At 56.7% G+C, this 22,879-nt stretch carries 26 protein-coding genes and 1 pseudogene; 19 read left to right on the top strand and 8 right to left on the bottom strand.

Annotated features, from left to right (window positions below; translation table 11 throughout):
* The 5 genes and pseudogenes from TRM7615_RS15415 to TRM7615_RS15395 form a co-directional block, all read left to right on the top strand.
* Nucleotides 1-114, top strand: a pseudogene (locus TRM7615_RS15415) (IS5/IS1182 family transposase); the annotation flags it as partial.
* A 425-nt stretch (nucleotides 115-539) separates the two neighbouring features.
* A complete protein-coding gene (locus TRM7615_RS15410; RefSeq protein WP_108789080.1) occupies nucleotides 540-905 on the top strand; it encodes a hypothetical protein in 366 nt (121 codons plus the stop codon).
* Entirely contained in the window at nucleotides 906-1,646 is a 741-nt protein-coding gene (locus TRM7615_RS15405; RefSeq protein ID WP_108789078.1) for an FkbM family methyltransferase, read from the top strand.
* A 10-nt stretch (nucleotides 1,647-1,656) separates the two neighbouring features.
* Nucleotides 1,657-3,645 carry a glycosyltransferase family protein gene (locus TRM7615_RS15400; RefSeq protein WP_108789076.1) on the top strand — a complete coding sequence of 663 codons (1,989 nt, stop codon included), beginning with the start codon at nucleotides 1,657-1,659 and terminating at the stop codon, nucleotides 3,643-3,645.
* On the top strand, nucleotides 3,642-4,781 hold the full coding sequence (locus TRM7615_RS15395) for a glycosyltransferase family 4 protein (protein ID WP_108789074.1): 1,140 nt from the start codon (nucleotides 3,642-3,644) through the stop codon (nucleotides 4,779-4,781). The genes TRM7615_RS15400 and TRM7615_RS15395 overlap by 4 nt, the downstream gene beginning before the upstream one ends.
* Before the next feature lie 108 nt (nucleotides 4,782-4,889).
* On the opposite strand, the gene TRM7615_RS25950 is transcribed toward TRM7615_RS15395, so the two are convergent.
* Together TRM7615_RS25950 and TRM7615_RS25945 are read right to left on the bottom strand one after the other, a co-directional pair.
* The gene (locus tag TRM7615_RS25950; RefSeq protein WP_235824106.1) at nucleotides 4,890-5,339 is read right to left on the bottom strand and encodes a tyrosine-type recombinase/integrase; all 450 of its coding nucleotides are present in this window, start codon (nucleotides 5,337-5,339) and stop codon (nucleotides 4,890-4,892) included.
* Between the two features lie 3 nt (nucleotides 5,340-5,342).
* Nucleotides 5,343-6,044: a hypothetical protein gene (locus TRM7615_RS25945; protein WP_235824105.1), complete on the bottom strand. Its 702-nt coding sequence runs from the start codon at nucleotides 6,042-6,044 to the stop codon at nucleotides 5,343-5,345.
* 124 nt (nucleotides 6,045-6,168) lie between these two features.
* Between TRM7615_RS25945 and dusA the strand changes: the two genes are divergently transcribed.
* From dusA to TRM7615_RS15370, 4 genes are read left to right on the top strand one after another with little or no spacing between them, the layout of a single operon-like run.
* A complete protein-coding gene (gene dusA, locus TRM7615_RS15385) occupies nucleotides 6,169-7,167 on the top strand; it encodes a tRNA dihydrouridine(20/20a) synthase DusA (RefSeq protein WP_108789072.1) in 999 nt (332 codons plus the stop codon).
* Nucleotides 7,168-7,206: 39 nt separating this feature from the next.
* Entirely contained in the window at nucleotides 7,207-8,031 is an 825-nt protein-coding gene (locus TRM7615_RS15380; RefSeq protein WP_108789070.1) for a sulfite exporter TauE/SafE family protein, read from the top strand.
* Nucleotides 8,025-8,810 (top strand): hypothetical protein, encoded by a 786-nt coding sequence (locus TRM7615_RS15375; protein WP_108789068.1) that lies wholly within the window; start codon nucleotides 8,025-8,027, stop codon nucleotides 8,808-8,810. The genes TRM7615_RS15380 and TRM7615_RS15375 overlap by 7 nt, the downstream gene beginning before the upstream one ends.
* Nucleotides 8,811-8,846: 36 nt before the next feature.
* Nucleotides 8,847-9,575: a SpoIIAA family protein gene (locus TRM7615_RS15370; RefSeq protein WP_108789066.1), complete on the top strand. Its 729-nt coding sequence runs from the start codon at nucleotides 8,847-8,849 to the stop codon at nucleotides 9,573-9,575.
* Between the two features lie 45 nt (nucleotides 9,576-9,620).
* Here TRM7615_RS15370 and TRM7615_RS15365 read toward each other — a convergent pair whose 3' ends face one another.
* The 4 genes from TRM7615_RS15365 to ccmI all read right to left on the bottom strand — a co-directional run bounded on the left by TRM7615_RS15365 (nucleotide 9,621) and on the right by ccmI (nucleotide 12,435).
* Nucleotides 9,621-10,367: a hypothetical protein gene (locus TRM7615_RS15365; protein WP_108789064.1), complete on the bottom strand. Its 747-nt coding sequence runs from the start codon at nucleotides 10,365-10,367 to the stop codon at nucleotides 9,621-9,623.
* A 125-nt stretch (nucleotides 10,368-10,492) separates the two neighbouring features.
* Entirely contained in the window at nucleotides 10,493-10,723 is a 231-nt protein-coding gene (locus TRM7615_RS15360; protein ID WP_108789062.1) for a DUF1289 domain-containing protein, read from the bottom strand.
* 24 nt (nucleotides 10,724-10,747) lie between these two features.
* Nucleotides 10,748-11,215 (bottom strand): Holliday junction resolvase RuvX, encoded by a 468-nt coding sequence (gene ruvX, locus TRM7615_RS15355; RefSeq protein ID WP_108789060.1) that lies wholly within the window; start codon nucleotides 11,213-11,215, stop codon nucleotides 10,748-10,750.
* Complete coding sequence (gene ccmI / locus TRM7615_RS15350; RefSeq protein WP_108789058.1) at nucleotides 11,212-12,435, bottom strand: c-type cytochrome biogenesis protein CcmI; 1,224 nt, start codon at nucleotides 12,433-12,435, stop codon at nucleotides 11,212-11,214. Before ccmI ends, ruvX begins: the two co-directional genes overlap by 4 nt.
* Nucleotides 12,436-12,624: 189 nt before the next feature.
* On the opposite strand from ccmI, the gene TRM7615_RS15345 reads away from it, so the two are divergent.
* Nucleotides 12,625-13,869, top strand: a complete 1,245-nt coding sequence (locus TRM7615_RS15345; protein WP_085796412.1) for a sarcosine oxidase subunit beta family protein — start codon at nucleotides 12,625-12,627, stop codon at nucleotides 13,867-13,869.
* Here TRM7615_RS15345 and TRM7615_RS15340 read toward each other — a convergent pair.
* Nucleotides 13,866-14,069 carry a hypothetical protein gene (locus TRM7615_RS15340; protein ID WP_125133698.1) on the bottom strand — a complete coding sequence of 68 codons (204 nt, stop codon included), beginning with the start codon at nucleotides 14,067-14,069 and terminating at the stop codon, nucleotides 13,866-13,868. The genes TRM7615_RS15345 and TRM7615_RS15340 overlap by 4 nt on opposite strands.
* A 50-nt stretch (nucleotides 14,070-14,119) precedes the next feature.
* On the opposite strand from TRM7615_RS15340, the gene TRM7615_RS15335 reads away from it, so the two are divergent.
* The 5 genes from TRM7615_RS15335 (at nucleotide 14,120) to TRM7615_RS15315 (ending at nucleotide 19,008) form a co-directional block, all read left to right on the top strand.
* Nucleotides 14,120-14,446 carry a TfoX/Sxy family protein gene (locus TRM7615_RS15335; protein WP_108789054.1) on the top strand — a complete coding sequence of 109 codons (327 nt, stop codon included), beginning with the start codon at nucleotides 14,120-14,122 and terminating at the stop codon, nucleotides 14,444-14,446.
* A gap of 18 nt (nucleotides 14,447-14,464) precedes the next feature.
* Nucleotides 14,465-14,794, top strand: coding sequence for a sarcosine oxidase subunit delta (locus tag TRM7615_RS15330; protein ID WP_108789052.1), 330 nt, complete (start codon nucleotides 14,465-14,467; stop codon nucleotides 14,792-14,794).
* A 55-nt stretch (nucleotides 14,795-14,849) separates the two neighbouring features.
* Complete coding sequence (locus TRM7615_RS15325) at nucleotides 14,850-17,867, top strand: sarcosine oxidase subunit alpha family protein (RefSeq protein ID WP_108789050.1); 3,018 nt, start codon at nucleotides 14,850-14,852, stop codon at nucleotides 17,865-17,867.
* Entirely contained in the window at nucleotides 17,860-18,426 is a 567-nt protein-coding gene (locus TRM7615_RS15320; RefSeq protein ID WP_108789048.1) for a sarcosine oxidase subunit gamma, read from the top strand. Before TRM7615_RS15325 ends, TRM7615_RS15320 begins: the two co-directional genes overlap by 8 nt.
* Before the next feature lie 123 nt (nucleotides 18,427-18,549).
* The gene (locus TRM7615_RS15315) at nucleotides 18,550-19,008 is read left to right on the top strand and encodes a hypothetical protein (RefSeq protein WP_125133697.1); all 459 of its coding nucleotides are present in this window, start codon (nucleotides 18,550-18,552) and stop codon (nucleotides 19,006-19,008) included.
* Between the two features lie 13 nt (nucleotides 19,009-19,021).
* Here TRM7615_RS15315 and TRM7615_RS15310 read toward each other — a convergent pair whose 3' ends face one another.
* A complete protein-coding gene (locus TRM7615_RS15310; RefSeq protein ID WP_108789044.1) occupies nucleotides 19,022-19,777 on the bottom strand; it encodes an FkbM family methyltransferase in 756 nt (251 codons plus the stop codon).
* Nucleotides 19,778-19,883: 106 nt separating this feature from the next.
* Between TRM7615_RS15310 and TRM7615_RS15305 the strand changes: the two genes are divergently transcribed.
* From TRM7615_RS15305 to TRM7615_RS15290, 4 genes are all read left to right on the top strand, one after another.
* Nucleotides 19,884-20,483 (top strand): superoxide dismutase, encoded by a 600-nt coding sequence (locus TRM7615_RS15305; protein ID WP_108789042.1) that lies wholly within the window; start codon nucleotides 19,884-19,886, stop codon nucleotides 20,481-20,483.
* 6 nt (nucleotides 20,484-20,489) lie between these two features.
* Nucleotides 20,490-21,386, top strand: coding sequence for a metallophosphoesterase (locus TRM7615_RS15300; protein WP_108789040.1), 897 nt, complete (start codon nucleotides 20,490-20,492; stop codon nucleotides 21,384-21,386).
* 79 nt (nucleotides 21,387-21,465) lie between these two features.
* Nucleotides 21,466-21,996 (top strand): YcxB family protein, encoded by a 531-nt coding sequence (locus TRM7615_RS15295; protein WP_125133696.1) that lies wholly within the window; start codon nucleotides 21,466-21,468, stop codon nucleotides 21,994-21,996.
* A 75-nt stretch (nucleotides 21,997-22,071) separates the two neighbouring features.
* On the top strand, nucleotides 22,072-22,842 hold the full coding sequence (locus tag TRM7615_RS15290) for an enoyl-CoA hydratase-related protein (protein ID WP_108789036.1): 771 nt from the start codon (nucleotides 22,072-22,074) through the stop codon (nucleotides 22,840-22,842).
* Nucleotides 22,843-22,879 lie beyond the last annotated feature (37 nt).

Here is a 22,879-nt window from a genome sequence, read left to right as displayed (position 1 = left end):
ATCATGTTCGGGAGGCTGAAGGATTGGCGGCGAGTAGCAACACGATATGACCGGTGCCCGAAAGTCTTCCTGTCGGCAATCGCTCTCGCTGCAATCGTCATTTTCTGGTTATGAGTCCTGAGCCTAATCTTTGTACCAATCCCTGGAGGTTCGAAAGAGGCGATCATGGCCGTCGTAGGCGCACTGACCACCGCCGTGATCGGAATCATCAACTTCTACTTTGGATCGTCTCAGTCATCCAAGGACAAGACTGCCGCGATCTTGCGAATGAAATGAGCCGTCAAACCCCGAAATTTCGCGCTCGAATTCGTTCAGTGAGGAACTGCGAATAGTGTTGCCGTTCAGATGCTTACCTCTATCAGTACCGGTTCGAAAATGCACTGTCTGTGCATGTCGAATTGTATTTCCATCTGACAACACATGCGAGTTTTTTTTTGCATCAAGTCTCGAAATGAAACAAAAGGTTAATGGAGTATTATTTTTAAGTGATCACGTGGATAATTCTTGGAAAGCCCATTTTTTAGGCAGGGAGACTTGAAGTGAAATCACAGATTTGGACTAAGCCCGGCGAGACCGTCGAGCTTTGCATGGAGGCATCTGCATGTGCACCCGAAAACTATAGTGAATCTAAGCTTAGAGGTTTACTACAGGTCGAGTTCCGCGGCGTTGATGGACAATCCAAAGAGGTCAATGTGCCCGGGCTAACTCCAACTAATTCGGGTAAGTATTTCAAGTACATAGAGTTTGAAGAGGCTTCGTCCCAAGGCGATGGGGCGTCACTCTTTGGTGCTGTGAATGTTTTTTTCCGTATTCCACGCGGAGTTGCGCAAATTGAGGTATCTGCAGCGGACTTTGAGGCCAAAGATGTCACAGTCCCTTCATTTAGTTACGGTGTTAAAAAGTAGATGGTCAAAGGGAAGCCTGAAGCGAAAAGCCTCGAGAATCCCGCGATCATTACCGCAAACTACATGGGCAATACCGTGCTGTTCGAAAAGGACGGTTCTCTGGACTACATTGAAGCAGAAGTCGAACGCACTGGATCATTTTACGAGCTTGAGCTTCTTCACGATATTTGGTCGCGATTTTTAAATGGGGGCACATTCATCGACGTTGGTGCCCATATTGGAAACCATAGTCTCTTCTTTTCAAAGGTCGTTAAACCTGACAGGGTACTGTCATTTGAAGCGCAGCCTGGAACATATGAGAAGTTGTTGAGGAACATCTCAATTAACGATTTGAGACCGGAAGACATCAAGGCATTTCGATCTGTTGTCGGTTCATATGACACAAAGTATGCGACTCTGAATCAACTTCATGAAGGGAACCCCGGGGCAACTTCGGTTGAATTTTTAAGGGAAAAAACTAAGAACTCGTATAAGGTTTATGCTCTAGATGACTTCGACATCAAGGATGTCTCCCTAGTCAAAATTGACGTCGAAGGGGCGGAAGTTGAAGTCTTGAAAGGTGCCGCTAGGACAATTTTGAACTTCAAGCCCCATATCTATGTAGAAGCCGAAAGAGAGAACCTAAGGGAGGTTGTCGGTTGGATGAACGCGCGAGATTACAGACTAATCCGCCGATTCAACCACACACCGACTTACCTTTTTTCTCATCTTGGAAAGCCTGCACTGCGAGAGTTCTTTTAGGGATACTGAAATGTCACAACAAAAAATCACTGATGAAAAGAGGGTGAAGGACGGTAAGTGTTTTACTTCGACCATTAGCACGCACGACTTTTCTGGACAGTTGACGTTGGAATTTAACTTAGAGACCTTTGGCAACGACAAAGTCGTATGTTTCTTTGAATGCTTAGATCGTGATGGGGAGAAAATTACTTCACCGGTTATTGTGTCAAGAGCTTTTGGGCATCTACCTTTTTCAGACATAGGAGCTTATTACAAGTACTTAGGTGATGGGGTGTCATCAATCCGTGTTCGTGTCTTGCCTCCCGTAAAGGCGATTCAGCTCATTCTCGTAAACTGGTTACCCAGGAACGACAAAGGGTTTGTTGTCAAATCTATTTCCATGCCGGTGGTGGCGCAGGCTCGTCACCGTAGAGTCGAAACTGTTGAGCAATGTGGGAATGCGCCAAACCATGCGGGACCATCTCCGCAAGACATGAATTACCTTCGAGAATTTTCCATGGAGCTTTCAGCAAAAAAAACGAAGGATACTTGCAAAATTCACCTTGGACCTATCGGGAACTACAGCGTCAAGTTCGACACGGTTCCCTCTTCGGAGACCATGGCTGACAGCCAAAAAGTTGCACTCTTTCAGCCTGCATATGCAAGTTCAAAGTACTCCGACACTCCGCTTGGGGCGCTACACTTTTCGCCAAAATACGGTTATTATAAGTACGCTAAGTCCGGGCCGAACACGCATTCCTTCGTTTCAAACGAAGCGCACTCCGAAATTGATTTGTCGTTCCTGAGGTGGGTCGATGACGTTGAACGGATAAGTATTCAGGGCAGATGTGAGTTGATTGGCCTGCTGTATGATCAGCAAGTCGAGAAGATCTCAATCGAACTATCGACTTTTGAATCGCGTGGGTTTGAAAATGTCGTCTTGGTCTATACTGGCACTACGGAAATCGGGAAAGACAATCGTGCCAATCGATCGATGATGTTGGCTAAGGAATTTGAAAAACTTGGTTGGGGCGTGATCTACGTCTATGTGAGGTCTGACCTGAATGGTTCTATCATGCAGCAACAGGTGGTCACTGAAACCAATAGCATCATTCAAATCCCAAATGACATGGTTGAACTATATCTGTCGCGATTGTCCAAGCTAAAAGCCAGTAACAAGCTGGTTCTCCAAAGCTTTCCAGATAGTACGAGCATTCAAGTTCTGGACGTGTTTGGGCGAAACGGTTGGACACAAAAATTTGAAGCGCGTGACGATTGGGAAGAGTTCTTCGAAGTGGGAGCGGCTCGCTGGTACAAGCCGAATGTCGAAAGATATCTTGCTCAGAACTGCGACGCTGCCGTCAGCGTGAGCCCCGCTTTGCGGTCCAAGATGGGTCTATTTGGCGCAGATCCCAACAAGAATTACATCGTTCCAAATGCCGCTGGTAGCGCGTTCATTAGGCACGCGAAGGCAATCGAGACGAATTCAGTTGATTTGAGTGCTTCCAGTCCCAAAAAGGCGAAGGGGACTCAGCCAAAGATTGGATATTTCGGACACCTTACCGATAAATGGTTCAACTGGCCTGTTGTGCTAAACCATGCAAGAAATTTTCCAAACCATCAGATCGAAATAATAGGTCATGGCTATTCACCCACAGACTTGCCAGACAATGTGAAGCTGCTTGGCCCGATGAATCACGACGCCATTATATCCGTTGGATCTCACTGGTCTTTAGGTATTATTCCCTTTGTGTCTGGGCGACTGGCGAACGCTGTCGATCCGATAAAAATCTACGAATACCTGTGTTTGGAACTCCCAGTTTTGTCCGTGTACATGGAGCAAATTAAGGACGTTCCCAAGGTCTGGTGTTATCGCAACGACAGCGATTTTTCCTCTCGATTACTGGAAACTTTGGAAGCAAAGTTTGATCGAAGAGCTAACACTAAATTTGTGGGGCATTCCTCCTGGGCAGATCGCGCAAGTTTGATGATTGAGATTTTTGAGGCTGTAAGAAAATGAAAATTCTCTATTCTTACCTGTACAGCAATATGGGAGGCGTCTGCTCGGTCATCAAAAACCGACAATCGTTTACTCGAATGAAGGAGGCTTCTGTTTTTGCCTGTATGTCCCAGGACGCGAATGGTTTGCAGGACTTGGAAGATCACGGTATTGCGACCACGATCGATCGCGACTACATTAAGAAGTCCATTGATATTGCGAACAGGGAAGAAGTTAACCACTTTAACCTGATTGACGAAGCCCAACACATTGAACAAGTATTTGAGACAATAGATGGGAGAATCAATCTTGAGTTGCACTCATCAACGGCCAAATTTTTTGATCAAGTCAATGATGACCGGGCAAGCATAGTCAATGCCATTGTTGTTCCGTCCCAATGGTCGAAAAGCCGCGTCCTAAGTAAGCTAAACTTGCGTGAAAACCAAAAGAAGGTGCATGTCGTTCCAAACTTCGTGCGTCCATTTCCTGTCGCGAAGAAGATACAAAAAGATAGGGAAACAAAGCCACTACTAGTTTGGGTCGGTAAGCTCTACCACGGGAAAAACTGGATTGATGCTTTGCGAGTTTTTCGTGTTATCGCAAAGGAAATAGACGCGAAGCTGGTGATGGTCAACGGTGGCGTGAACAATGCAAACACCCTTGACCAGTTCTTTAACGAACTGCAGTTTTTGCGAATTGAAGACAAGGTTTCTCTAAGAATGTCATTAGATCGCGAGGAGATTGGAGAACTTCTAAGTCAAACGCGGGAAAGCGGCGGCTGTATGTTGATTACCAGCCTTGCGGAGTCTTTTGGTTTGGTCGTGTGCGAAGCAATGAATAGCGGTGTACCAGTCGTCGCGAGCGATGTAGGGGCGCTGTCAGAGTTGGTGGAAGACGGAAGGAACGGATTTTTGTTTCCTGTCGGCAGCATTGAGCAGCCTGTCGAAAAAGTCTCATCAATCCTATCAGGTAAAGTAACCTTTGCTCCCGACGTTTTGAGAGAAACAGTACGGGAATATTCAGACATTGGAAATGTCGAAAAGTACTTTGACGTGGCACTGGGTATCAAAATGCAAGGCGCTACCCCGGTTTTTGAAGAGTCTAGGGTCTCCAGTGCCAGTAGAGTTGGTTCAAACGCGTTTGTTTGGCATCGATGATGCGCCGCAGAAATACGAACTACAAAGAATAAGCAGCCCAGCGAAAGGTGATATAGCAGATATCAGGTTCTCATTCAGCTCTTCTTTTGTTCAGATAGCTGATGACAGCTAAGTTTCTGATTTATTTGGGAATGTTTTTGGAGTTGCAATCCGCTGCGTGTTTTGCCTCATTTGTGGTGCGGTGAGCCGGTCCAGCCACCCCCATCCTTCATACTTGTCGCCTGTCTGTTTGATGTGATTGTATCGCTGGAGTGAAGACCATGAGCGAGGCCCTGACACAGCGGCGACCTGCGGGATCGAAAGCCCTGTTTCGAATAGCCGCGATACTCCTTCATGGCGCAGATCATGGAAGCGCAGGTCTTCTATACCCAATAACTTACATGCCTGCGTAAATGATGAGCTTATGGTGTCGCTGTTATACGGAAAGACCATGTCCTCGTTGCGCGTCATCGACAGTGCGATCTTTAGCGCGTGTTTTGGTAGGTCACACCAGACATCGTTGCCGATCTCGTCGCCGGGGTGCTTCATGTCAGTGATGAACACCTGGCTGTTCTCCATGTCTCACCCGTCCCATGCAACCCGAGTGATTTCTTCTTGTCGCCGGGTTGAGAATAGCGCGAAACCCACAACTCTGTGCATGGGCAGTGAACTGGGCCTGCGGACGTGCTTGTCTTCAAAAAGGGTCAGCAGGGCGTCCAGCTCATCCAGCGTCGGGCGCCTGTTGCGGGATTTCGATTTGCGAGTGATGCCCAGCCGTTTAGTTGCTTCCATCGCCTCGGTCATCGCCAACCGATTCAGTGGGATGCCCCAAGCAGGTTTTGCAATCCGAAAAACTGCGGCGAGATGTGATGCATAGTTCAGAACCGTTGCAGGTGAGCCTACGCCGTCGCGGGCACTGACCAAGCGTAAGAAGTCGACAATGTCTGCGCTCTGAATGTCGTTGGCGTTCATTTCCGAGATGTCATATTCGTCGCGAATTGTCTCTAGAACCTGCTTCTTCGTCTTACCTATCCGCTCGTTGGTGTCGGCTAGATACTTGTCTATTGCAGTGGAAAGTGTTCGGTTTTTGCGCCTTAGAGTAGATAGGTCGTCGCCGAGCGCTTTGATCTCCTTCATTCGCTTTATGTGCCAAGCCTCTGCTGTCGATTTCCTGTCGAACGTCCGCGATTCCCGATGAAGCCATTGCCCTTTTCTTTTGACGGCTATCTGTGCCAGATAGGCGGTGGAGCCGTCAGCACGCTTGCGTTCTATGATTTGGGTCATTCGGGACAACTTTTCGAATTGTGGGACAACACTTGTTGTTCCAATAGCAAGAAATAGGCGAAAACAGCCAAAAAAATGCGGTGTTAAAGCTAATGGTTCTTTCGAACGATTGAGAGATGATACAATGAAAACAGATGCTTATGCCGCTTCGCGCTTGAGTATTGCGCCGATGATGGATTGGACTGATCGCCATTGCCGCTATCTGCATCGTCTGCTGAGCCGCGAAGCGTTGCTCTATACCGAGATGGTCACGGCGCCCGCTTTGGTGCGGGGTGGGGCTTTGCATTTGTTGGACTTCAGCCCCGAAGAGCACCCTTTGGCCTTGCAGCTTGGCGGGTCCGACCCGGTGGAATTGGCCAAGGCGGCCAAGCTTGGCGCGGAAGCGGGTTATGATGAGATCAACCTGAACTGTGGCTGCCCCTCGGACCGCGTGCAATCGGGGACCTTTGGGGCCGTGCTCATGCAGCGCCCCAGGCTGGTGGCCGAGTGTGTTGCTGCGATGCGGGATGCGGTCGATGTGGAGGTAACCGTCAAATGTCGTATCGGGGTGGATGATCAGGACCCCGAGATCGTGTTACCGGATTTCTTGGGGGAGATCGCCAATGCAGGCTGCAACCGCGTTACGATCCATGCGCGCAAGGCCTGGCTTCAGGGGCTCAGCCCCAAGGAAAACCGGGACATTCCCCCGCTGGACTATGATCTGGTGCACCGGATGAAGGCACAATTCCCAGCGCTACACATCTCGATCAACGGCGGTGTCACTTCGCTGGACCAAGCCAAGGCGCATCTGGATGCGGGCCTGGACGGGGTGATGATCGGGCGCTCGGCCTATCACCAGCCGTCGGACATCCTGTGTTCCGCAGACCCTGAGATTTATGGCACCGGTACCGCAACGGATCCGGTCGAGGTTGTTCACGAGATGGTGCCTTACATCGAGGCGCATCTTGCCGACGGGGGGCGATTGCACCAGATCACGCGTCACATGCTGGGCCTCTTTGCGGGCCGCCCCGGTGCACGACAATGGCGCCGGACGCTGTCTGAAGGGGCCGCGCGCAAGGATGCCGGGACGGACGTGCTCCATCAGGCGCTAGCAAGCGTGACCCCTCTGGCGCAGGCGGGCTGATCGGGCTAGGCAGGGCGAAACGACGAGGGGAAGAGGTCCATGCCGGATACGATGCTGCTGATGCAGATGCTGGTCATGTTGTTGGTGATTGGCGGGTTTGCCGGGGTTTTGGCAGGGTTATTGGGCGTGGGCGGTGGAATTGTCCTGGTGCCTGCGTTTTTCTATGCGTTTCAGACGCTTGGATATGATGGCCCGCAGCTGATGCAGATGTGTTTGGCAACCTCGTTGGCGACGATTATCGTGACCTCGGTGCGCTCGGTGCTCAGCCACAACAAGAAGGGCGCGGTCGATTGGTCGATCCTGCGCGGCTGGGGGCCAGGGATCGCCGTTGGGGCAGTTCTGGGTGTTCTGGTGGCGGCCTCGTTGAAATCGGTGGCGTTGCAGGCGCTCTTTGGCGTGCTGGGGATCGTGATCGGTGCCTATCTGGGCCTCGGCAAGGCCGAATGGCGTCTGGGGCAGGCGATGCCGGGCGGTTTACGCCGCGCGGCGCTGTCGCCTATGGTCGGGTTCCTGTCGGTGCTGATGGGCATCGGCGGAGGCAGCTTTGGCGTGCCACTCATGAGCCTTTACAACACGCCCATTCACCGGGCCGTGGCCACGGCTGCGGGCTTTGGCGTTATCATCGCGGTACCAGGGGTTTTGGGTTTTCTGTTTATTGAGATCGACCCCAGCCAACGGCCGCCTCTGACCGTCGGCGCGGTCAATCTGGTGGCTTTTGGTATCGTCATCTGCATGACGCTGATCACGACGCCCTGGGGCGTGAAATTGGCACATGCGATGGACCCAAAGCCGCTGAAACGGGTCTTTGCGGTGTTCCTGACACTAGTTGCGCTCAATATGCTGCGAAAGGCGATTGGGTGGTAACGGGCTTTCACGATCGGGGCTGGGTTCGGTTCCCCGTCGATCCCGCAACGCTGGCTTGGGTTCAGAGCGCGCTTCCGGCGGCGCGGACATCCGTGACCGATCCGGCGCATGCGCAATGGCTGGATTGCGAAGGGACCTGGTTCATCGGTGTGGATGCCTTGCCGAATGATCCTTCGGGTTGCGTCGACGGGCAGACCCCGCTGGCGGGGGCGGCAATTGATTTCATCGAGCAGGAGTACGGGATGCAGCCGCTGCACCGTGGCCAGGTCTCGGTCATCTATCCCGGCTATCCAAAGGCCCGCCGGGGAGAGAATGAGGCAGCGCTGCGCTATCGCCGCAACCGGGATGCAGCACATGTGGATGGGCTGAAACCCTCTGGCCCCGATCGCCGCCGCCATGTGGATGAACCGCACAGCTGGATTCTGGGCTTGCCCTTGACCGAGGCCAGCCCCACCGCGGCGCCCATGGTTGTGTGGGAGGGCAGCCACACGATCATGGCGGATGCGTTTGGAACGGTATTGGCGGGGCACGATCCCGCTTTGATGCATCAGGTGGACGTGACCGAGGCCTATCAGTCCGCCCGCCGCGAAGTGTTCGAAACCTGCCCCCGGATCGAGGTGTTTGCGCAGCCGGGCGAGGCATATGTGCTGCATCGTCACTGCCTGCACGGGGTTGCGCCCTGGGGAGATGATGCCACAGCCGGGCCGGATGGTCGGATGATTGCCTACTTCCGCCCGGACATGCAAAGCGGTGTGGCGGGATGGATCGAATTCCCATAACCTTGGCGCATCATTGTGTGAGAGGGTTATTTTTCGATGATTTCCGTAGAAACTCAAAGTGATGGCGCAATTCTGGAAGTGACCGCTTCGGGGACAATTTCCAGTTCCGATTATGAAGCAACCCTGGTTCCGGCCATCGAAGCGGCCCTGGCGGATCATGATCAGATCCGGCTGTTGATCCTGGTGGGCGAGGAGTTTGCAGGCTTTGACATGTCTGCTGTTTGGGCGGACACGAAACTGGGTGTCAGCCACTGGCGTGGGTTCGACCGGATCGCACTGGTCACTGACACCGGCTGGGTGCAGACATCCGCCCGGTTGGCGTCGCCGATGATGCCGTGCCCGATGCAGGTGTTCTCGCTGGCAGGCATTGAAGAGGCACGCCGTTGGCTGCGAGAGTCGTTGGGGGCGATCCATGTGATCGACCTGGGTGGTCCCTGCGTGCAGGTAAGGCTGCTGGGGCAGGTGGATCCGGGCGAATATGCGCAGGCCACTGGCGATCTGGATGCCATGATCCGGGGCAAGCAAGGGTTCCGGCTGCTCATCGACCTGACCGAGTTTGACGGTTGGCAAGGGTTGTCGGCGCTCGATGCCCATTTCCATCTGGGCCGCACCCACGCGCCTCTGTTGGACCGCGCCGCGATTGTCGGCAACAAGGGCTGGCAACACATGGCACAGCGGATCGGCAATCAGCTGATCAAAGCCGACATCCAGTATTTTCCGGAAGAAGACATGGACAACGCAAAATCCTGGCTGGCGGCTGGGTAAAGCGTCAAGCAGCACCGCGATCTGATCGTTGCGGTGCTTGCCTTACTACAACTGGAAATGGATATGGTCGTCGTGGCGCGCAGCCCGGCAGCCCTGAAACCTGATCTTGGGGTGTGACAGCTGCAGGTGGTCCACCAGGTGCGGCTCGACAAAGATCTTGTCGACGCGCGGGTCACGGGCCAGGGTCTGGACGGCAAGGCGTGTCCTTTCCACATCCAGAGCGTAGCTGCGCCACAGCGGCTGCAAGCCATTCAAATCCCATCGCAGGCTCGGCCAGGTCGGCTCGCATTGTGTGGGGCCATCTTCAAAGGCAAAATACCCGATGGGAGAGCGGGTTTGTCCCGGTAGGTATCCTCCTTTCCCATCCCGGTAGTAGAACGCCAGATCGGCCTTTTTCCCATCGTCATGGGACCGATGCGGCAACAGCGGAAAGCCGGTGACAAAGGGGAAATTGCCATCAAGCAACAGCGTCGTGGTTCCAGGAAAGCGGTTATTCATCTCATTGGCGGTGTCTTGGAGCACCTGTGCCATTTCAGGCGTCACATATGTGCGGTTGAGCGCACAGTACATCCAGCCTTGAACCTGCAGCGGCCCGTCATCTAGGCAGCTGACGGCAACGCGCCCGAACTGTGGGGCGATCCATACGGTCAAAGCGCTGAGCGTGACATAGATCAGCGTAAAGGCCAGCAAACGCCACCGGAAAAACAGGGCAACGATCCAGGCCAGACCGCCGATCTGGGTCAACAAGGTCAGGACAATGACGGTAAAGGCGTGCAGGGTAATCCGGAACATGAAGCGTTTTTTGGGGCCTTGGTGTTTCAACGTCACCAACGTTCCGAAGACACCGAAAATGTCAACGCTCGAGAAGAGCGTCTCGGTTCAAACCTCCACTCGTCTGTTTAGGTCGTGCGTCCCGGTCAGCGTTTCACCCGCGCAGCACGTCCACCGCGGCGTTTGTTCAGGCGCGGTGCGCGTTCGGGCAGGTCTTGCATGATCTCGGCGCGTTCGTCGCTGTCCATCTTGGACCAGCGCGTGATCTCGTCAATGGTGCGATAGCAACCGGTACATATGCGTTCGGTGGGATGCACCACGCAAATCTGAATGCAGGGCGACTCAATCTCGTCGCGTTTCCAGACCATGTCAGTCATATCTGCGTCAGGCTCCGGCAAGGGCTAAGTCAAAAAGCGCATCCGATCGAGCGCTCCCTGCAAGATATACCCGGCTGCGACGTGATCAATCACCTCTGCGCGACGTTTTCGTGTCGTATCCGCCTCAAGAAGTGCTTTTTCGGCCGCAACTGTGCTCAAACGCTCGTCCCAGAAGCCAATCGGCAGTTCGGTCAAGCGGCTTAGGTTGCGGGCAAAGGCGCGGGTGGATTGGCAGCGGGGGCCTTCGGTTCCATCCATGTTGCGGGGCAGACCCAACAGGATGCCGCCAATCTCGCGGTCGGTCACGATCTTGAGGAGCTTTTCCGCATCCACACCAAATTTCTTACGCCGGATGGTCTCCAGCGGGGTCGCCACGGTCAACATTCGATCAGACACGGCAACGCCAATGGTCTTGTCGCCCAGATCCAGCCCGGTCAGTGCAGACATCTTGGGCACCGCGGCGGCGAAGTCTTCGAACGCGTCAAAAATCATCCGTCGATCCCTGCGGCTTTGGCCGCGGCTTGCAAAAGGGCCACCGCATTGGCGTCATTGCCAAAAACCTGCTGCGCCTCTTCATAAATCGCACGGGCGCGGTCCGTGTCGCCCAAGACACCAAGCGCCTGGATCAGGCGGGCCCATTCGGGCGGCGAGCCGCCTTCGTTTGCCAGCCGTTCTGACAGGCGCTCGACCATGCCGCGCGCCATATCCTGCACCTCTTCGGCGTTCATGTCGCCAGCGGCTTGGATGTCCTCGGCGCTTGGGCCAGCCAGACCGGCAGTTTCAGGCAAGCGGTAGTCGACCCCGGCGCGGAACGCCAGATCAACGATCTGCGACCGGATCGCGGGCACCCATGGCGAATCGCTCGGGCTTTCGCGCAGGGTCTCTTCCCAGATGCGAAAGGCGATGTCGGGACGACCGGTTTGCGACAGGCTGAGGCCATAGTAATAGCGCGCGGGCCCATGCCTGGGGTCGCGCTCCAGAGCGGTTTCCAGCACCGCCTCGGCCTGCGGCGAGACATATCCGCCCGCCGCCAGGATCATCATCTCGGCCTGTTCGGCATAGTCTTGGGCGCTGGCTTGGGCCCCCAAAATCTCGATCACGCGCGCCTTGGCCTCATACGCGGCCTTGTGGTTGCCGCTGTTGGCCTCGTGTTGGGCCAGCAGGATCTGACCTTGCAGATCGTCGGGGCGTTTTTTGACGGTTTCGCGCAGCTGCTCGATCAGCTTGGCATAGCCGGGATCAATCTCGGGTTTCGGGGTCGCGGGCATACGCTCTTCGGCGCGGGTTTGATCAGGGCGGTTTTCGCGCGCCTCTTGTGCCAGTTCGACGCGCAGCGACAGGGGCAGGTCGCCGTAGCCCGGAGCCCCCAGATCGCGGTAGATGAAAAAGGCACCTACGACGATAATTGTCGCAACACTGCCTGCAACCACAGTTGTCAGGGTGCGGGGCTGCCCGCCGCCCTCAACTTCGGCCTGCATCTGCGTATCTGCGGCCAGAATGCGGCGCGAGATTTCGGTCCGGATACGCTCGGCATCGCCTTCGGCAATCACGCCGCGCGCCAGATCCCGATCCACGCCCTTGAGCTGATCGCGGTAAACCTGCAAATCAAAAGCCGCCGCCGGGGTCTGTCCGCTGCGCCCACGCAGCAACGCCAAAAGCAGCAAGCCGGTCACGGCCAGCGCCATTACGGCAATGAGGATCCAGAACGTCATGGGGTCTCCGATGTCACCTGCCTTTCATCTATCCCTGTCAGCCCCGGGGAAAAAGGGGCAAATGGCCGCTGTGTGTCGCAATGTCGGCGACCATGTCGCAACTGCGCATTATTGCGGCGGAACGCGGCGTGGGTGAAATGGTCACGCGCGGCATATCTGCGACAACCTACGAACCGGATGGATTCGCTCATGAAACATTACTCAGCCTTTGCTGTGGCGCGAGAGGCCTTGCGCTATCACACCGGATGGGAGCGCGCCTGGCGCTCGCCGGAGCCCAAGAAACGCTATGACGTGATTATCGTCGGTGCGGGTGGTCATGGTCTGGCCACGGCGTATTACCTGGGCAAGAACTATGGCATCCAGAATGTTGCCATCATCGAAAAAGGCTGGCTCGGCGGTGGCAACACAGGTCGAAACACCACCATCATCCGCTCGAACTACCTGCAGGATCCGTCGGCAGCGATCTATGAGAAAGCACGCTCGCTTTACGAGGGTCTCAGCCAGGACCTGAACTATAACGTCATGTTCAGTCCGCGCGGCGTCATGATGCTGGCCCAGACCCAGCACGAAATCCGCGGGTATCAGCGCACGGCACATGCCAACGCCCTGCAAGGCGTCAAGACCGAGTGGATCACGCCCGAACGCGTAAAAGAGCTGGTGCCGATCATCAATCTGGACGGTCCGCGTTACCCGGTTCTGGGCGCGCTCTGGCAGGAACGCGGCGGCACTGCGCGTCACGATGCGGTGGCCTGGGGCTATGCGCGTGCGTGTTCGGCCATGGGCATGGACATCATCCAGCAATGCGAAGTCACCGGCGTGCGCTCGGAAAACGGCCATGTTGTGGGCGTCGATACCACCAAGGGTGCTATCGACTGTGACAAGCTGGGCATCGTGGTTGCGGGTCACTCGGGCCAGTTGGCCGAGATGGCGGGTTTCCGTCTGCCGCTTGAAGGCATCGCGCTGCAGGCGTTGGTCAGCGAGCCGATCAAACCTTGCATGGACGTGGTCGTGATGGCCAACACCGTGCACGGCTACATGTCGCAATCCGACAAGGGCGAGATGGTCATTGGCGGCGGCACCGACGGGTTCAACAACTACACCCAACGCGGCTCGTTCCACCATATTGAGGAAACCGTGCGCGCGCTGGTCGAAACGTTCCCGATGATCTCGCGCCTGAAGATGCTCCGTCAGTGGGGCGGCATCGTGGACATGACCGGCGACCGTTCGCCGCTGATCACGAAAACCCCGCTGGGAGGCTGTTTCATCAACGGCGGCTGGGGCACGGGTGGCTTCAAGGCGATCCCCGGCTCGGGCTGGGGCATGGCACAGCTGATGGCCACGGGTCATTCGCCGCTGACCGAAGCCTTCTCGCTTGACCGCTTCAAAGAGGGCCGCTTCATCGACGAAAGCGTTGCCGCCGGGGTGGCTCACTAATGGTCGCTGAACCCATCAAGCCCGTAATGTGCGCCAAAATGATCCCTTGCGCGGATCTGCTCGGTTTGCAGATGCGAGCTGACGGGTTTGGCCTGTCCCAGATCGTGCTTGAGCAGAACGCGCCTGCGCCTACGTTCGTAGCGGGCAAGGCCAACACCGGCCACAAGCACGGCGATGGCGATGTAGAAAACAATGTCCATGCCTTCAAATATGGCGGTGACGTTGTTTCGCGTCAAGTGGAGGGGCTTTGATGGCTTACTCCGAAGCCTTGGCTGAAACCATGCGTGCCGACCTTGGGGTTGAGCCGGGCCTCTCTGAGAAGAAGATGTTCGGCGGCCTGTGCTTTCTGCTCCACGGCAACATGGTTTGCGGCGTGACCAAAGACGGGGCGATGTACCGCCCCGGCAAGGAGCGCGAAGCCCGGGCTTTGGAAGCAGGGGCCGAGCCACTGTCGTTCACCGGTCGCCCGATGGGCGGCATGGTCGAGGTTGACGCAGGCGCGTTCGAAGACGCGACCCTGCGCGCCACACTCACTGAATTGTCGCTGGCCAATGCGGCCAGCCTGCCACCGAAATGAATATGTAAGGATGATCACATGCTGACCTTGCGTTGCCCCTATTGCGGCGTAGATGCCGACGAAACTGAACTGGCCGCTGGTGGCGAGGCGCACCTGAAGCGCCATGGCCCCGGTTCGGATGACGATCAGTTTCACGACTACCTCTTCACCCGCGAGAACCCCAAAGGCGTCCATCTGGAACGCTGGCGTCACGTCGCGGGCTGCGGCAAGTGGTTCCACGCGGCCCGTTGCACCGCCACGCTTGAGGTTTTTGGCACCTATTCCGCGCAGGTCTACGAGCCGCCGCAGGATATCAAGGACGCCATCACCGCCAAACGCCCCGGCTGGTCGTGGAGAGAGTTCTCGTGATACGCCGATCCGCCCCTATGCAAGTCCTGACCTCCAATTGCGAAAGGTCCGATAAATGAGCACCCGTCTCGCAAAACAAGGCCGTCTGATTGACCGGTCGAAACAGATCACCTTCAAGTTCAACGGAACCACCATGCGTGGGTTCGAGGGCGACACGCTGGCCTCGGCTCTGATGGCCAACGACCAGATGATGATGGGCCGCTCGTTCAAATACCACCGCCCGCGCGGCGTGGTGGCCAGCGGCGCCGAAGAACCCAACGCCCTGGTTGGCCTGGGCGAGGGGGCGCGGTTCGAACCCAACCAGCGCGCCACCACCACCGAGCTGTTCGAGGGGCTGACATCCGCCTCGCAGAACCACTGGCCGAACCTCGAGTTTGACGTGGGCGCAGTGAACACGGCCTTAGCGCGGTTTCTGCCTGCCGGTTTCTATTACAAGATGTTCATCCACCCGCAGCCGTTCTGGAAGCACGTGTACGAGCCGATCATTCGCCGCTCGGCAGGTCTGGGCAAGGCGCCGGACAAGGAAACCAAGGACGCCGACACCTATGAGCATTTCTATGCCTTTGCGGATGTTTTGGTTGTGGGCGGCGGTGTTGCCGGTCTGCAAGCCGCTAAAGCAGCGGCGCAATCGGGTGCCAAAGTTCTGCTGGTCGAACAAACCAGCCACTGGGGCGGTCGTGCACCGGTTGATGGCGGCACCATTGATGGCCTGACACCCGACGCTTGGGTCAAGCAGACCCTGGCCGAGCTGCAGGCGATGGACAACGTTACCATTCGCACCCGCACCATGGGCTCGGGCGTCTATGACCATGGTTATGCCTTGGCGTATGAGCGTCTGACCGATCACACTCCGGGTGCTCAAGGCCCCCGTCATCGTCTGTGGCGCATCCGTGCCAAGCAGATCGTGACTGCAACCGGCGCCATCGAACGTCCGCTGTCGTTCGCAGGCAACGATGTTCCGGGTGTCATGCTGGCCTCGGCCATGCGCGATTATGTGGTGAACTGGGGCGTGACTCCGGGCCAGCGCGTGATCGTGGCGACCAACAACGACGATGCTTACCGCACGGCGATTTCCCTAAAAAAGGCCGGCGTTGACGTGCTGCGCGTGATCGACGCCCGCACTTCGGGCGGCGGCGCTTTGGCGGATGAGGCGCGTGGTCTTGGCATCCGCGTTGATCCGGGCAAAGCAATCGCCAAGGTCAAAGGCGGCAAGCGGGTCAAGAAGGTTGCGATCTGCAATCAGGACGGCATTGGCGGCGCGCGCGAAGAGGTTGCTTGCGATGCAGTCGCCATGTCGGGCGGTTGGTCGCCGGTTGTGCACCTGTGGTCGCACTGCGGCGGCAAGCTGATCTGGGATGACGCGCAGGCGCATTTCCGCCCCGATCCCGCACGTCCGCCTCTGGGTGCGGATGGCAACGGGTTCGTGGTTCCCGCAGGTGCTGCCAACGGACCGGTTTCGCTGGGTGAGGTTCTGGCCGACGCGCAGACCGCCGGTGAAGCGGCAGCGAATGCAGCAGGATTTACGCCCAAGACCGCGGATGCACCGAGGGGTGAGGTCGAGGTGGAACTGCCGATGGAACCGGTCTGGCTGATGCCCGCCAACGCCGACACGCCTCTGCGCATGAAGGCCTGGCTAGACTTCCAGAACGACGTCAAGGTCTCTGACGTGCAGCTGGCTGCGCGCGAGGGATATGAAAGCGTTGAACACACCAAGCGCTATACCACATTGGGCATGGCGACTGATCAAGGTAAATTGAGTAATATCAATGGCCTGGCGACGCTTGCGAAAGCATTGGGTGAAGATATTCCGCAGGTTGGTACCACCACGTTCCGTCCGCCGTACACCCCGATCTCGATGGGCGCCATCGGTGGCGAGGCGCGTGGTGAAGTGTTCCAGCCAATCCGCAAGACGCCGATTCACGAGTGGAACGACGCCAACGGTGCGGATTGGGAACCGGTAGGCCACTGGCGCCGTCCCTATGCCTATGTCCGTCCGGGCGAAGGTGTGCACGATGCGGTCAACCGCGAGGTCAAGAACGCACGGGAAAACCTTGGTCTGCTTGATGCCTCGACCCTGGGTAAGATCATCGTCAAGGGCGCCGACGCGGGCAAATTCCTGGACATGATGTACACCAACATGATGTCGAACCTGAAACCGGGCAAATGCCGCTATGGCCTGATGTGCTCGGAAAACGGCTTCCTCATCGACGACGGCGTTGTTGCCCGTATCGATGACGACACATGGCTGTGCCACACCACCACCGGCGGGGCCGAGCGGATCCATGGCCACATGGAAGAATGGCTGCAGACCGAATGGTGGGACTGGAACGTCTATGTCGCCAATGTGACCGAGCAATATGCTCAGATCGCAGTCGTAGGCCCCAACGCCCGCAAGGTTCTGGAAAAGCTGGGCGGCATGGATGTCAGCGACGCGGCGATCCCCTTCATGGGCTGGGCCGATGGTAAGATCGGCGGGTTTGACTGCCGCATGTTCCGCATCTCGTTCTCGGGCGAACTGTCCTGCGAAATCGCGGTTCCCGCCAGCCAGGGACTGGCCTTCTGGGAAGCATTGCTGGAAGCAGGCAAGGAATTCGGGGTGATGCCTTATGGCACCGAATGTCTGCACATCCTGCGGGCCGAGAAGGGCTTTATCATGATCGGGGACGAGACTGACGGGACTATCATCCCACAAGACTTGGGCCTGAACTGGGCGATCTCGAAAAAGAAAGAGGACTTCCTGGGCAAGCGCGCGCAACAGCGCAGCCACATGACCGACCGCAACCGCTGGAAGCTGGTGGGCCTGGAAACCGTCGATGGTTCGGTCCTGCCGGATGGCGCTTATGCAGCGGGCGAGGGCGTCAATGCCAACGGCCAGCGCAACGTGATCGGTCGGGTGACCTCGACCTATTACTCGGCCAATTTGGATCGCGGCATCGCTATGGGTCTGGTGCTGCACGGCCCAGACCGCATGGGCGAGGTGATCGAGTTCCCGGGAACCGACGGCAAGATCTACAAAGCAAAAATCGTGGACCCCGTGTTCTACGACAAGGAAGGGAAGAAGCAGAATGTCTGATCCCGTAAGCGCACTCAACCACGTCTCGTATGTCGGCATTACCCGCGTCGAGGAAACCGGCCTGCAAGGCATGATCACCCTGCGCGGTGATCTGTCCTCGGCCGCCTTGGGCAAGGCCGTGAAAGCCGCCACCGGTCAGGATGTTCCGGACGTCCGCCGTGTTGCGGTAGATGGCGACAGCGGTGCGTGCTGGATGTCACCGGACGAGCTGCTGCTGCTGGTGCCCTATGCAAAGGTCGAGGCCAAGCTGGCAGAGCTGAACGAGGCGCTCAAGGGCGAACAGGCTTTGGCCGTCAACGTTTCGGACGCCCGCGCCGTGTTCCGCATCTCGGACGGCCCCACGCGTGAGGTCATGGCCAAGCTTGCGCCCGTCGACCTGTCGCCCGGTGCGTTCGAGCCCGGCGAAATCCGCCGCACCCGCTTGGCCCAGGTGGCCGGTGCGTTCTGGATGGAAGAAGACGGGGCGTTCCGCGTGATCTGCTTCCGCTCGACCGCGGATTATGTTTTCAAACTGCTGAGCGTTGCGGCGCAGCCGGGCAGTGAGGTTGGGGTGTTCTGAGCCTAGTCAGCCACTTGATTTGAACCGAGACTTCTAAGGCTTCCCAATCTGGGAAGCCTTTTTTGGGTTGTGGCTCTCAACTGTTGATCTATTGTCGATAAATATGCTTTAAGGAGTCTATCTTTGATTAATAATCGTTTTGCGGGCATTGCGTTTTTAACTTCAATTTCCTTGTTTATGCCGATCGAAAGTTTCGCAGCAGAACAGGAATATCATTGCAAGTATGGGGTCAGATCCAAATCTGGCTGGGTGCCGGAAGAAGCCGTTTATGTCATTGATCTTGATGAAAAGAAAGCTGTTGCCTTTGACAGCCATATCAAATTTTCCAATGAAACGCCCATGCAGGCCAAATTCCGTCAAAGGACGAATGGTGAATATAAACTTGCTTGGAACTTGAAATCAATGCCATCGCGTCGGAAAAGAACTGTCGAAGGCATGGTGCTTAACGATTACGAAACAACAATCGATGCGCACTATCAGGCTTGGCTTAATCCAAAGACAATGGCTGTGAAAATGAGGGTCAGCGTTGGGCGAACCACGGATACGATCAATGGAAAGGGTTCCTGTAAGCTGGTCAAATAGGAGTTCGTTTGGATCAGTTCAGAATGAAGGTCGGAAACTGATCCAGAGCATATTGAGACGAAAATGCGTCGTGTCCGGTGTTTCCCTTGTCGTCTTGGCAGGAAGGATAAAAGGACAGCATGTCTGCTAGAGCACACATTTTCTGCTTGCGCTCCTCGGGGTCAAGGTAAGGCGCGTGGGTCGATAGGTAAAAGGCAGGGCGGTGCTCTTTCAGCCAGGGAAGCAGGGTGGGCAAAACGCTGTATTCCGCGCCTTCGATGTCCATCTTGACCAATGAGACTTTCGACAGGTCGTTGGCCCCGGCGAACTGATCCCAGCTGATGGCTAGCGCGTCCGTCCCATGGGTGCCGTCGTTGAGCAGGGAGGAAGTGGAATCGCCCGCCTCGCCATGCATGGACGCCATGCGGGTCACGCCAAAGCTGTCTGACAGCGCCACGCCAAAGGCCGACACGTTGCGGATGTCGTTCAGTTCCAGGTTCCACAGCAGATGGCGTAAGGCGACGGGATCCGGTTCAAAACACATCACCCGGCGGGCTTTGCGGGCACCATAGAGAACGGTGGGCCCGATCCAGGCACCGATGTCCAGGTAATCGCTGTCGGTGTTCAGGTGCTGGTCGAGGATGGCAAAGGTCTCAGGCTCCCATGTGCCAGCCGAGGCCTTACGCCAGAATTTGGAATGATAGGGGTCCAGGCGAAAGGATTCACCGTTCAGGGTGCCCGCATAAAACCCACGGGCGCGATAGACCATTTTGCGGAACTTTGTCAGCATTGCCCTGCCTCCGGGGGTTGTTTTCTTGTCTCGGCCCTTGACCTGCGGGCGTGGTCAAAGCATGTAACCTTGGGAACCGCAACATTAATATTTACAGGGGGCCACCATGGCTTTTGAACTTCCTGATCTTCCTTACGCACACGACGCTCTGGCTGCCAAGGGCATGTCGGCGGAAACTCTGGAATATCACCACGACCTGCACCACAACGCTTATGTCACCAACGGCAACGCCGCAATTGCTGGCACCGAGTGGGACGGCAAGTCGCTGGAAGAGATCATCGTCGGCACCTATGACGCCAATGCAGTTGCGCAAAACGGCATCTTCAACAACATCAGCCAGCTGTGGAACCACAACCAGTTCTGGGAAATGATGGGCCCGGGCGAAAGCGCGATGCCCGGAGAGCTGGAAAAGGCTCTGGTCGAGAACTTTGGCTCGATTGATGATTTCAAATCGCAGTTCGCCGCCGCAGGTGCTGGTCAGTTCGGTTCGGGCTGGTGCTGGCTGGTCAAGAACGCGGACGGTTCGCTGGCCGTGACCAAGACCGAAAACGGCGTGAACCCGCTGTGCTTTAACCAGACCGCGCTGCTGGGCTGCGACGTGTGGGAGCACTCCTACTACATCGACTTCCGCAACAAGCGCCCGGTGTACCTGTCGAACTTCCTCGACAACCTGGTGAACTGGGAAAACGTAGCCTCGCGCATGTAATCTCGGATGACGCGAAGAGGTTTTCTTCGGGGCCTGCTGGCGGTGACGCTGGCAGGCCTTTTTGCTGCCTTTTACGGGTTCTTCATCGAACCGGCGCTGCAGCTGCGGGTCAGACGATGGCGGATCAGGCGAGCGAACTGGACGGCCCGACCGCTCAAGATCGTTGTGCTGTTTGACTTTCACGTGGGCGAGCCCTTTGTCGGCCTCAAGCGCATTCGCCAAATCGTCAAGCGCGTCAATGCCCTGGATGCTGATCTGGTGTTGCTTCTGGGGGACTATGCCGCCGGGCATAAGTTCGTCACCGAACCCGTCAAGATCGCAGACCTCGCCCCCATTCTGGCCGAATGCCGAGCCCGACACGGGGTTTATGCGGTGTTGGGCAATCACGATTGGTGGGATGATCTGGGCGCGCAACGCCGCGGGGGCGGGCCGAACCTATATGCCCAAGCGCTTAAGGCGCAGGGCATTCGCGTGCTGTCGAACCAGGCGACCCGACTGGAGGGGGCGGGCATCTGGCTGGCCGGGCTCGAGGATCAACTCGCCATTTGGCGCAATGGTCGATGGGCCGGATTGGATGATCTGCCGGGCACCATGGTCCAGATCACCGATGAAGCGCCAGTCGTCCTGATGGCGCATGAGCCGGATATCTTTACCCGCGTGCCGGATCGTGTGGCGCTGACCCTGTCGGGGCACACCCACGGCGGACAAGTACGCCTGTTGGGCTGGTCCCCCGTCGTGCCGTCGCGATTTGGCAACCGGTATGCCTACGGACATGTGCGCGAAACGGGGCGCGATCTGGTGGTTTCCGGCGGCATTGGCTGTTCGATCATGCCAGTGCGGTTCGGTGTGGTGCCAGAGATTACGGTGATCGAGGTTTCGTCAGATCAAAGCGCAGGAGCTTGATCTTCTTCTGGACAAAGCACGTCGCTTTGGCATTTTTGTCTGCAAGCGTTAGTTGTGTGAATGGCCTAGAGATACTGCAATGACCGAGTATTCCAGGACAACACTTCCGCCCATCGAACGATTTGAGCATGTGTTTGGACAAAGACGGCCCCTAGGGTGGATCGTCTTTTCCATGATTACGTTGGTTTCGAACCTCTATTTGATCTGGCCGTCATGGCCCCTGACATGGCCAGAAACGATAGCGGGAGGAGTTACTCTGGTATTTGTCTGCTTGTCGCCACTCTGCTTGGTGGCCGGCGTTTGGATCATCTTCAAGGAACTCTTGCGCCGCCAACGCGGGCAGCTGTTGCCGCCACTGGAGCAAGTCGAAGTGGTGGTCGACAGTTCTGGTATCTTTCATATCTCTCAAGGTGTTACGGGACATATTGCATGGCATGCAATCTTGTCCGTCGACGAGCGTGAGGGAATGTACTTTCTGCAAGTGAAAAAAGAAGGCGGCATCGGATCAGCGGTCATCGCTCCGTGGATTTTTGATCAGGATGAACGCGTCCGTGTTTTTGCCGTAATGGACCACTATTTGCCCGGATGGCAGAAAATGAAGCCCGTCTGACGCAGGCCGGTGCCCACCTGGGGCTATCCTGCCACTCAGGAACAAGGCATTCTGAACGTCAGGAGGATACCATTAATGAACCAGATGACGGCGGCGCCCTTTGTGGCGGAAACCCTGGAACAAGGCGTGCTAACCCTCACTCTGGGACGGGCGCCTGCGCACCCGCTCTCGCGAGAGATGATCGGAGCGCTTCACGGCGCAATCCTGCGGGCCGGGCAGGATGATGCGGTTCGGGTGATCGTGATCCACGGGCCGGGGCGGATTTTCTGCGCGGGGCATGACTTGAAAGAGATTGCGCGCCACCGCGCAGATGCAGACGAGGGGCGGGCATATGTCGAAGATCTGTTTCAAGCCTGCTCCCAGATGATGCTGGACATCACCCAAAGCCCCAAGCCGACGATTGCCATGGTCGAAGGCATCGCCACCGCTGCTGGTCTGCAAATGGTGGCGGCATGCGATCTGGCCTATGCCTCGGCTGATGCAACATTCTGCCTGCCGGGCGTTCAAAATGGTGGGTTCTGCACCACGCCTGCGGTCGCTGTCTCTCGCGTCATCGGGCGCAAGGCGGTGATGGAGATGGCCCTGACCGGCGCAGTCTATGACGCCGATTGGGCCTTGGCCAACGGGTTGATCAACCGGGTTCTGCCATCCGACCAACTGTCCCAGCACGTTCATGACCTTGCAAAGACGTTGGCAACCCGTGCGCCGGGTCCGGTCAGCAAGGGCAAACAGACGTTGCACCAACACCTCGATCTGCCGCTGCGAGAGGCCTATGATCTGGCCACCCCGGTCATGGTCGAGCATTTCATGGACCCCGCCCGAAGGCGGTTCGATTGGAGCGGCTGAGGCCCTTGCCATCCCCGCAAAGCCCGGTCACATCTGA

Origin of the sequence: Falsiruegeria mediterranea M17 (assembly GCF_900302455.1) — a bacterium.
Classification (GTDB): domain Bacteria; phylum Pseudomonadota; class Alphaproteobacteria; order Rhodobacterales; family Rhodobacteraceae; genus Falsiruegeria; species Falsiruegeria mediterranea.
Note: the sequence above shows the minus strand (reverse complement) of the source record. Positions and strands in the feature narration are given on the sequence as shown.

Coding starts and splice junctions, on each gene's coding strand:
- TRM7615_RS15405 (WP_108789078.1), top strand. CDS start 906: ATGGTCAAAGGGAAGCCTGAAGCGAAAAGCCTCGAGAATCCCGCGATC.
- TRM7615_RS15400 (WP_108789076.1), top strand. CDS start 1,657: ATGTCACAACAAAAAATCACTGATGAAAAGAGGGTGAAGGACGGTAAG.
- TRM7615_RS15395 (WP_108789074.1), top strand. CDS start 3,642: ATGAAAATTCTCTATTCTTACCTGTACAGCAATATGGGAGGCGTCTGC.
- TRM7615_RS25950 (WP_235824106.1), bottom strand. CDS start 5,339: ATGGAGAACAGCCAGGTGTTCATCACTGACATGAAGCACCCCGGCGAC.
- TRM7615_RS25945 (WP_235824105.1), bottom strand. CDS start 6,044: ATGACCCAAATCATAGAACGCAAGCGTGCTGACGGCTCCACCGCCTAT.
- dusA (WP_108789072.1), top strand. CDS start 6,169: ATGAAAACAGATGCTTATGCCGCTTCGCGCTTGAGTATTGCGCCGATG.
- TRM7615_RS15380 (WP_108789070.1), top strand. CDS start 7,207: ATGCCGGATACGATGCTGCTGATGCAGATGCTGGTCATGTTGTTGGTG.
- TRM7615_RS15370 (WP_108789066.1), top strand. CDS start 8,847: ATGATTTCCGTAGAAACTCAAAGTGATGGCGCAATTCTGGAAGTGACC.
- TRM7615_RS15365 (WP_108789064.1), bottom strand. CDS start 10,367: ATGTTCCGGATTACCCTGCACGCCTTTACCGTCATTGTCCTGACCTTG.
- TRM7615_RS15360 (WP_108789062.1), bottom strand. CDS start 10,723: ATGACTGACATGGTCTGGAAACGCGACGAGATTGAGTCGCCCTGCATT.
- ruvX (WP_108789060.1), bottom strand. CDS start 11,215: ATGATTTTTGACGCGTTCGAAGACTTCGCCGCCGCGGTGCCCAAGATG.
- ccmI (WP_108789058.1), bottom strand. CDS start 12,435: ATGACGTTCTGGATCCTCATTGCCGTAATGGCGCTGGCCGTGACCGGC.
- TRM7615_RS15345 (WP_085796412.1), top strand. CDS start 12,625: ATGAAACATTACTCAGCCTTTGCTGTGGCGCGAGAGGCCTTGCGCTAT.
- TRM7615_RS15340 (WP_125133698.1), bottom strand. CDS start 14,069: ATGGACATTGTTTTCTACATCGCCATCGCCGTGCTTGTGGCCGGTGTT.
- TRM7615_RS15335 (WP_108789054.1), top strand. CDS start 14,120: ATGGCTTACTCCGAAGCCTTGGCTGAAACCATGCGTGCCGACCTTGGG.
- TRM7615_RS15330 (WP_108789052.1), top strand. CDS start 14,465: ATGCTGACCTTGCGTTGCCCCTATTGCGGCGTAGATGCCGACGAAACT.
- TRM7615_RS15325 (WP_108789050.1), top strand. CDS start 14,850: ATGAGCACCCGTCTCGCAAAACAAGGCCGTCTGATTGACCGGTCGAAA.
- TRM7615_RS15320 (WP_108789048.1), top strand. CDS start 17,860: ATGTCTGATCCCGTAAGCGCACTCAACCACGTCTCGTATGTCGGCATT.
- TRM7615_RS15310 (WP_108789044.1), bottom strand. CDS start 19,777: ATGCTGACAAAGTTCCGCAAAATGGTCTATCGCGCCCGTGGGTTTTAT.
- TRM7615_RS15305 (WP_108789042.1), top strand. CDS start 19,884: ATGGCTTTTGAACTTCCTGATCTTCCTTACGCACACGACGCTCTGGCT.
- TRM7615_RS15300 (WP_108789040.1), top strand. CDS start 20,490: ATGACGCGAAGAGGTTTTCTTCGGGGCCTGCTGGCGGTGACGCTGGCA.
- TRM7615_RS15295 (WP_125133696.1), top strand. CDS start 21,466: ATGACCGAGTATTCCAGGACAACACTTCCGCCCATCGAACGATTTGAG.
- TRM7615_RS15290 (WP_108789036.1), top strand. CDS start 22,072: ATGAACCAGATGACGGCGGCGCCCTTTGTGGCGGAAACCCTGGAACAA.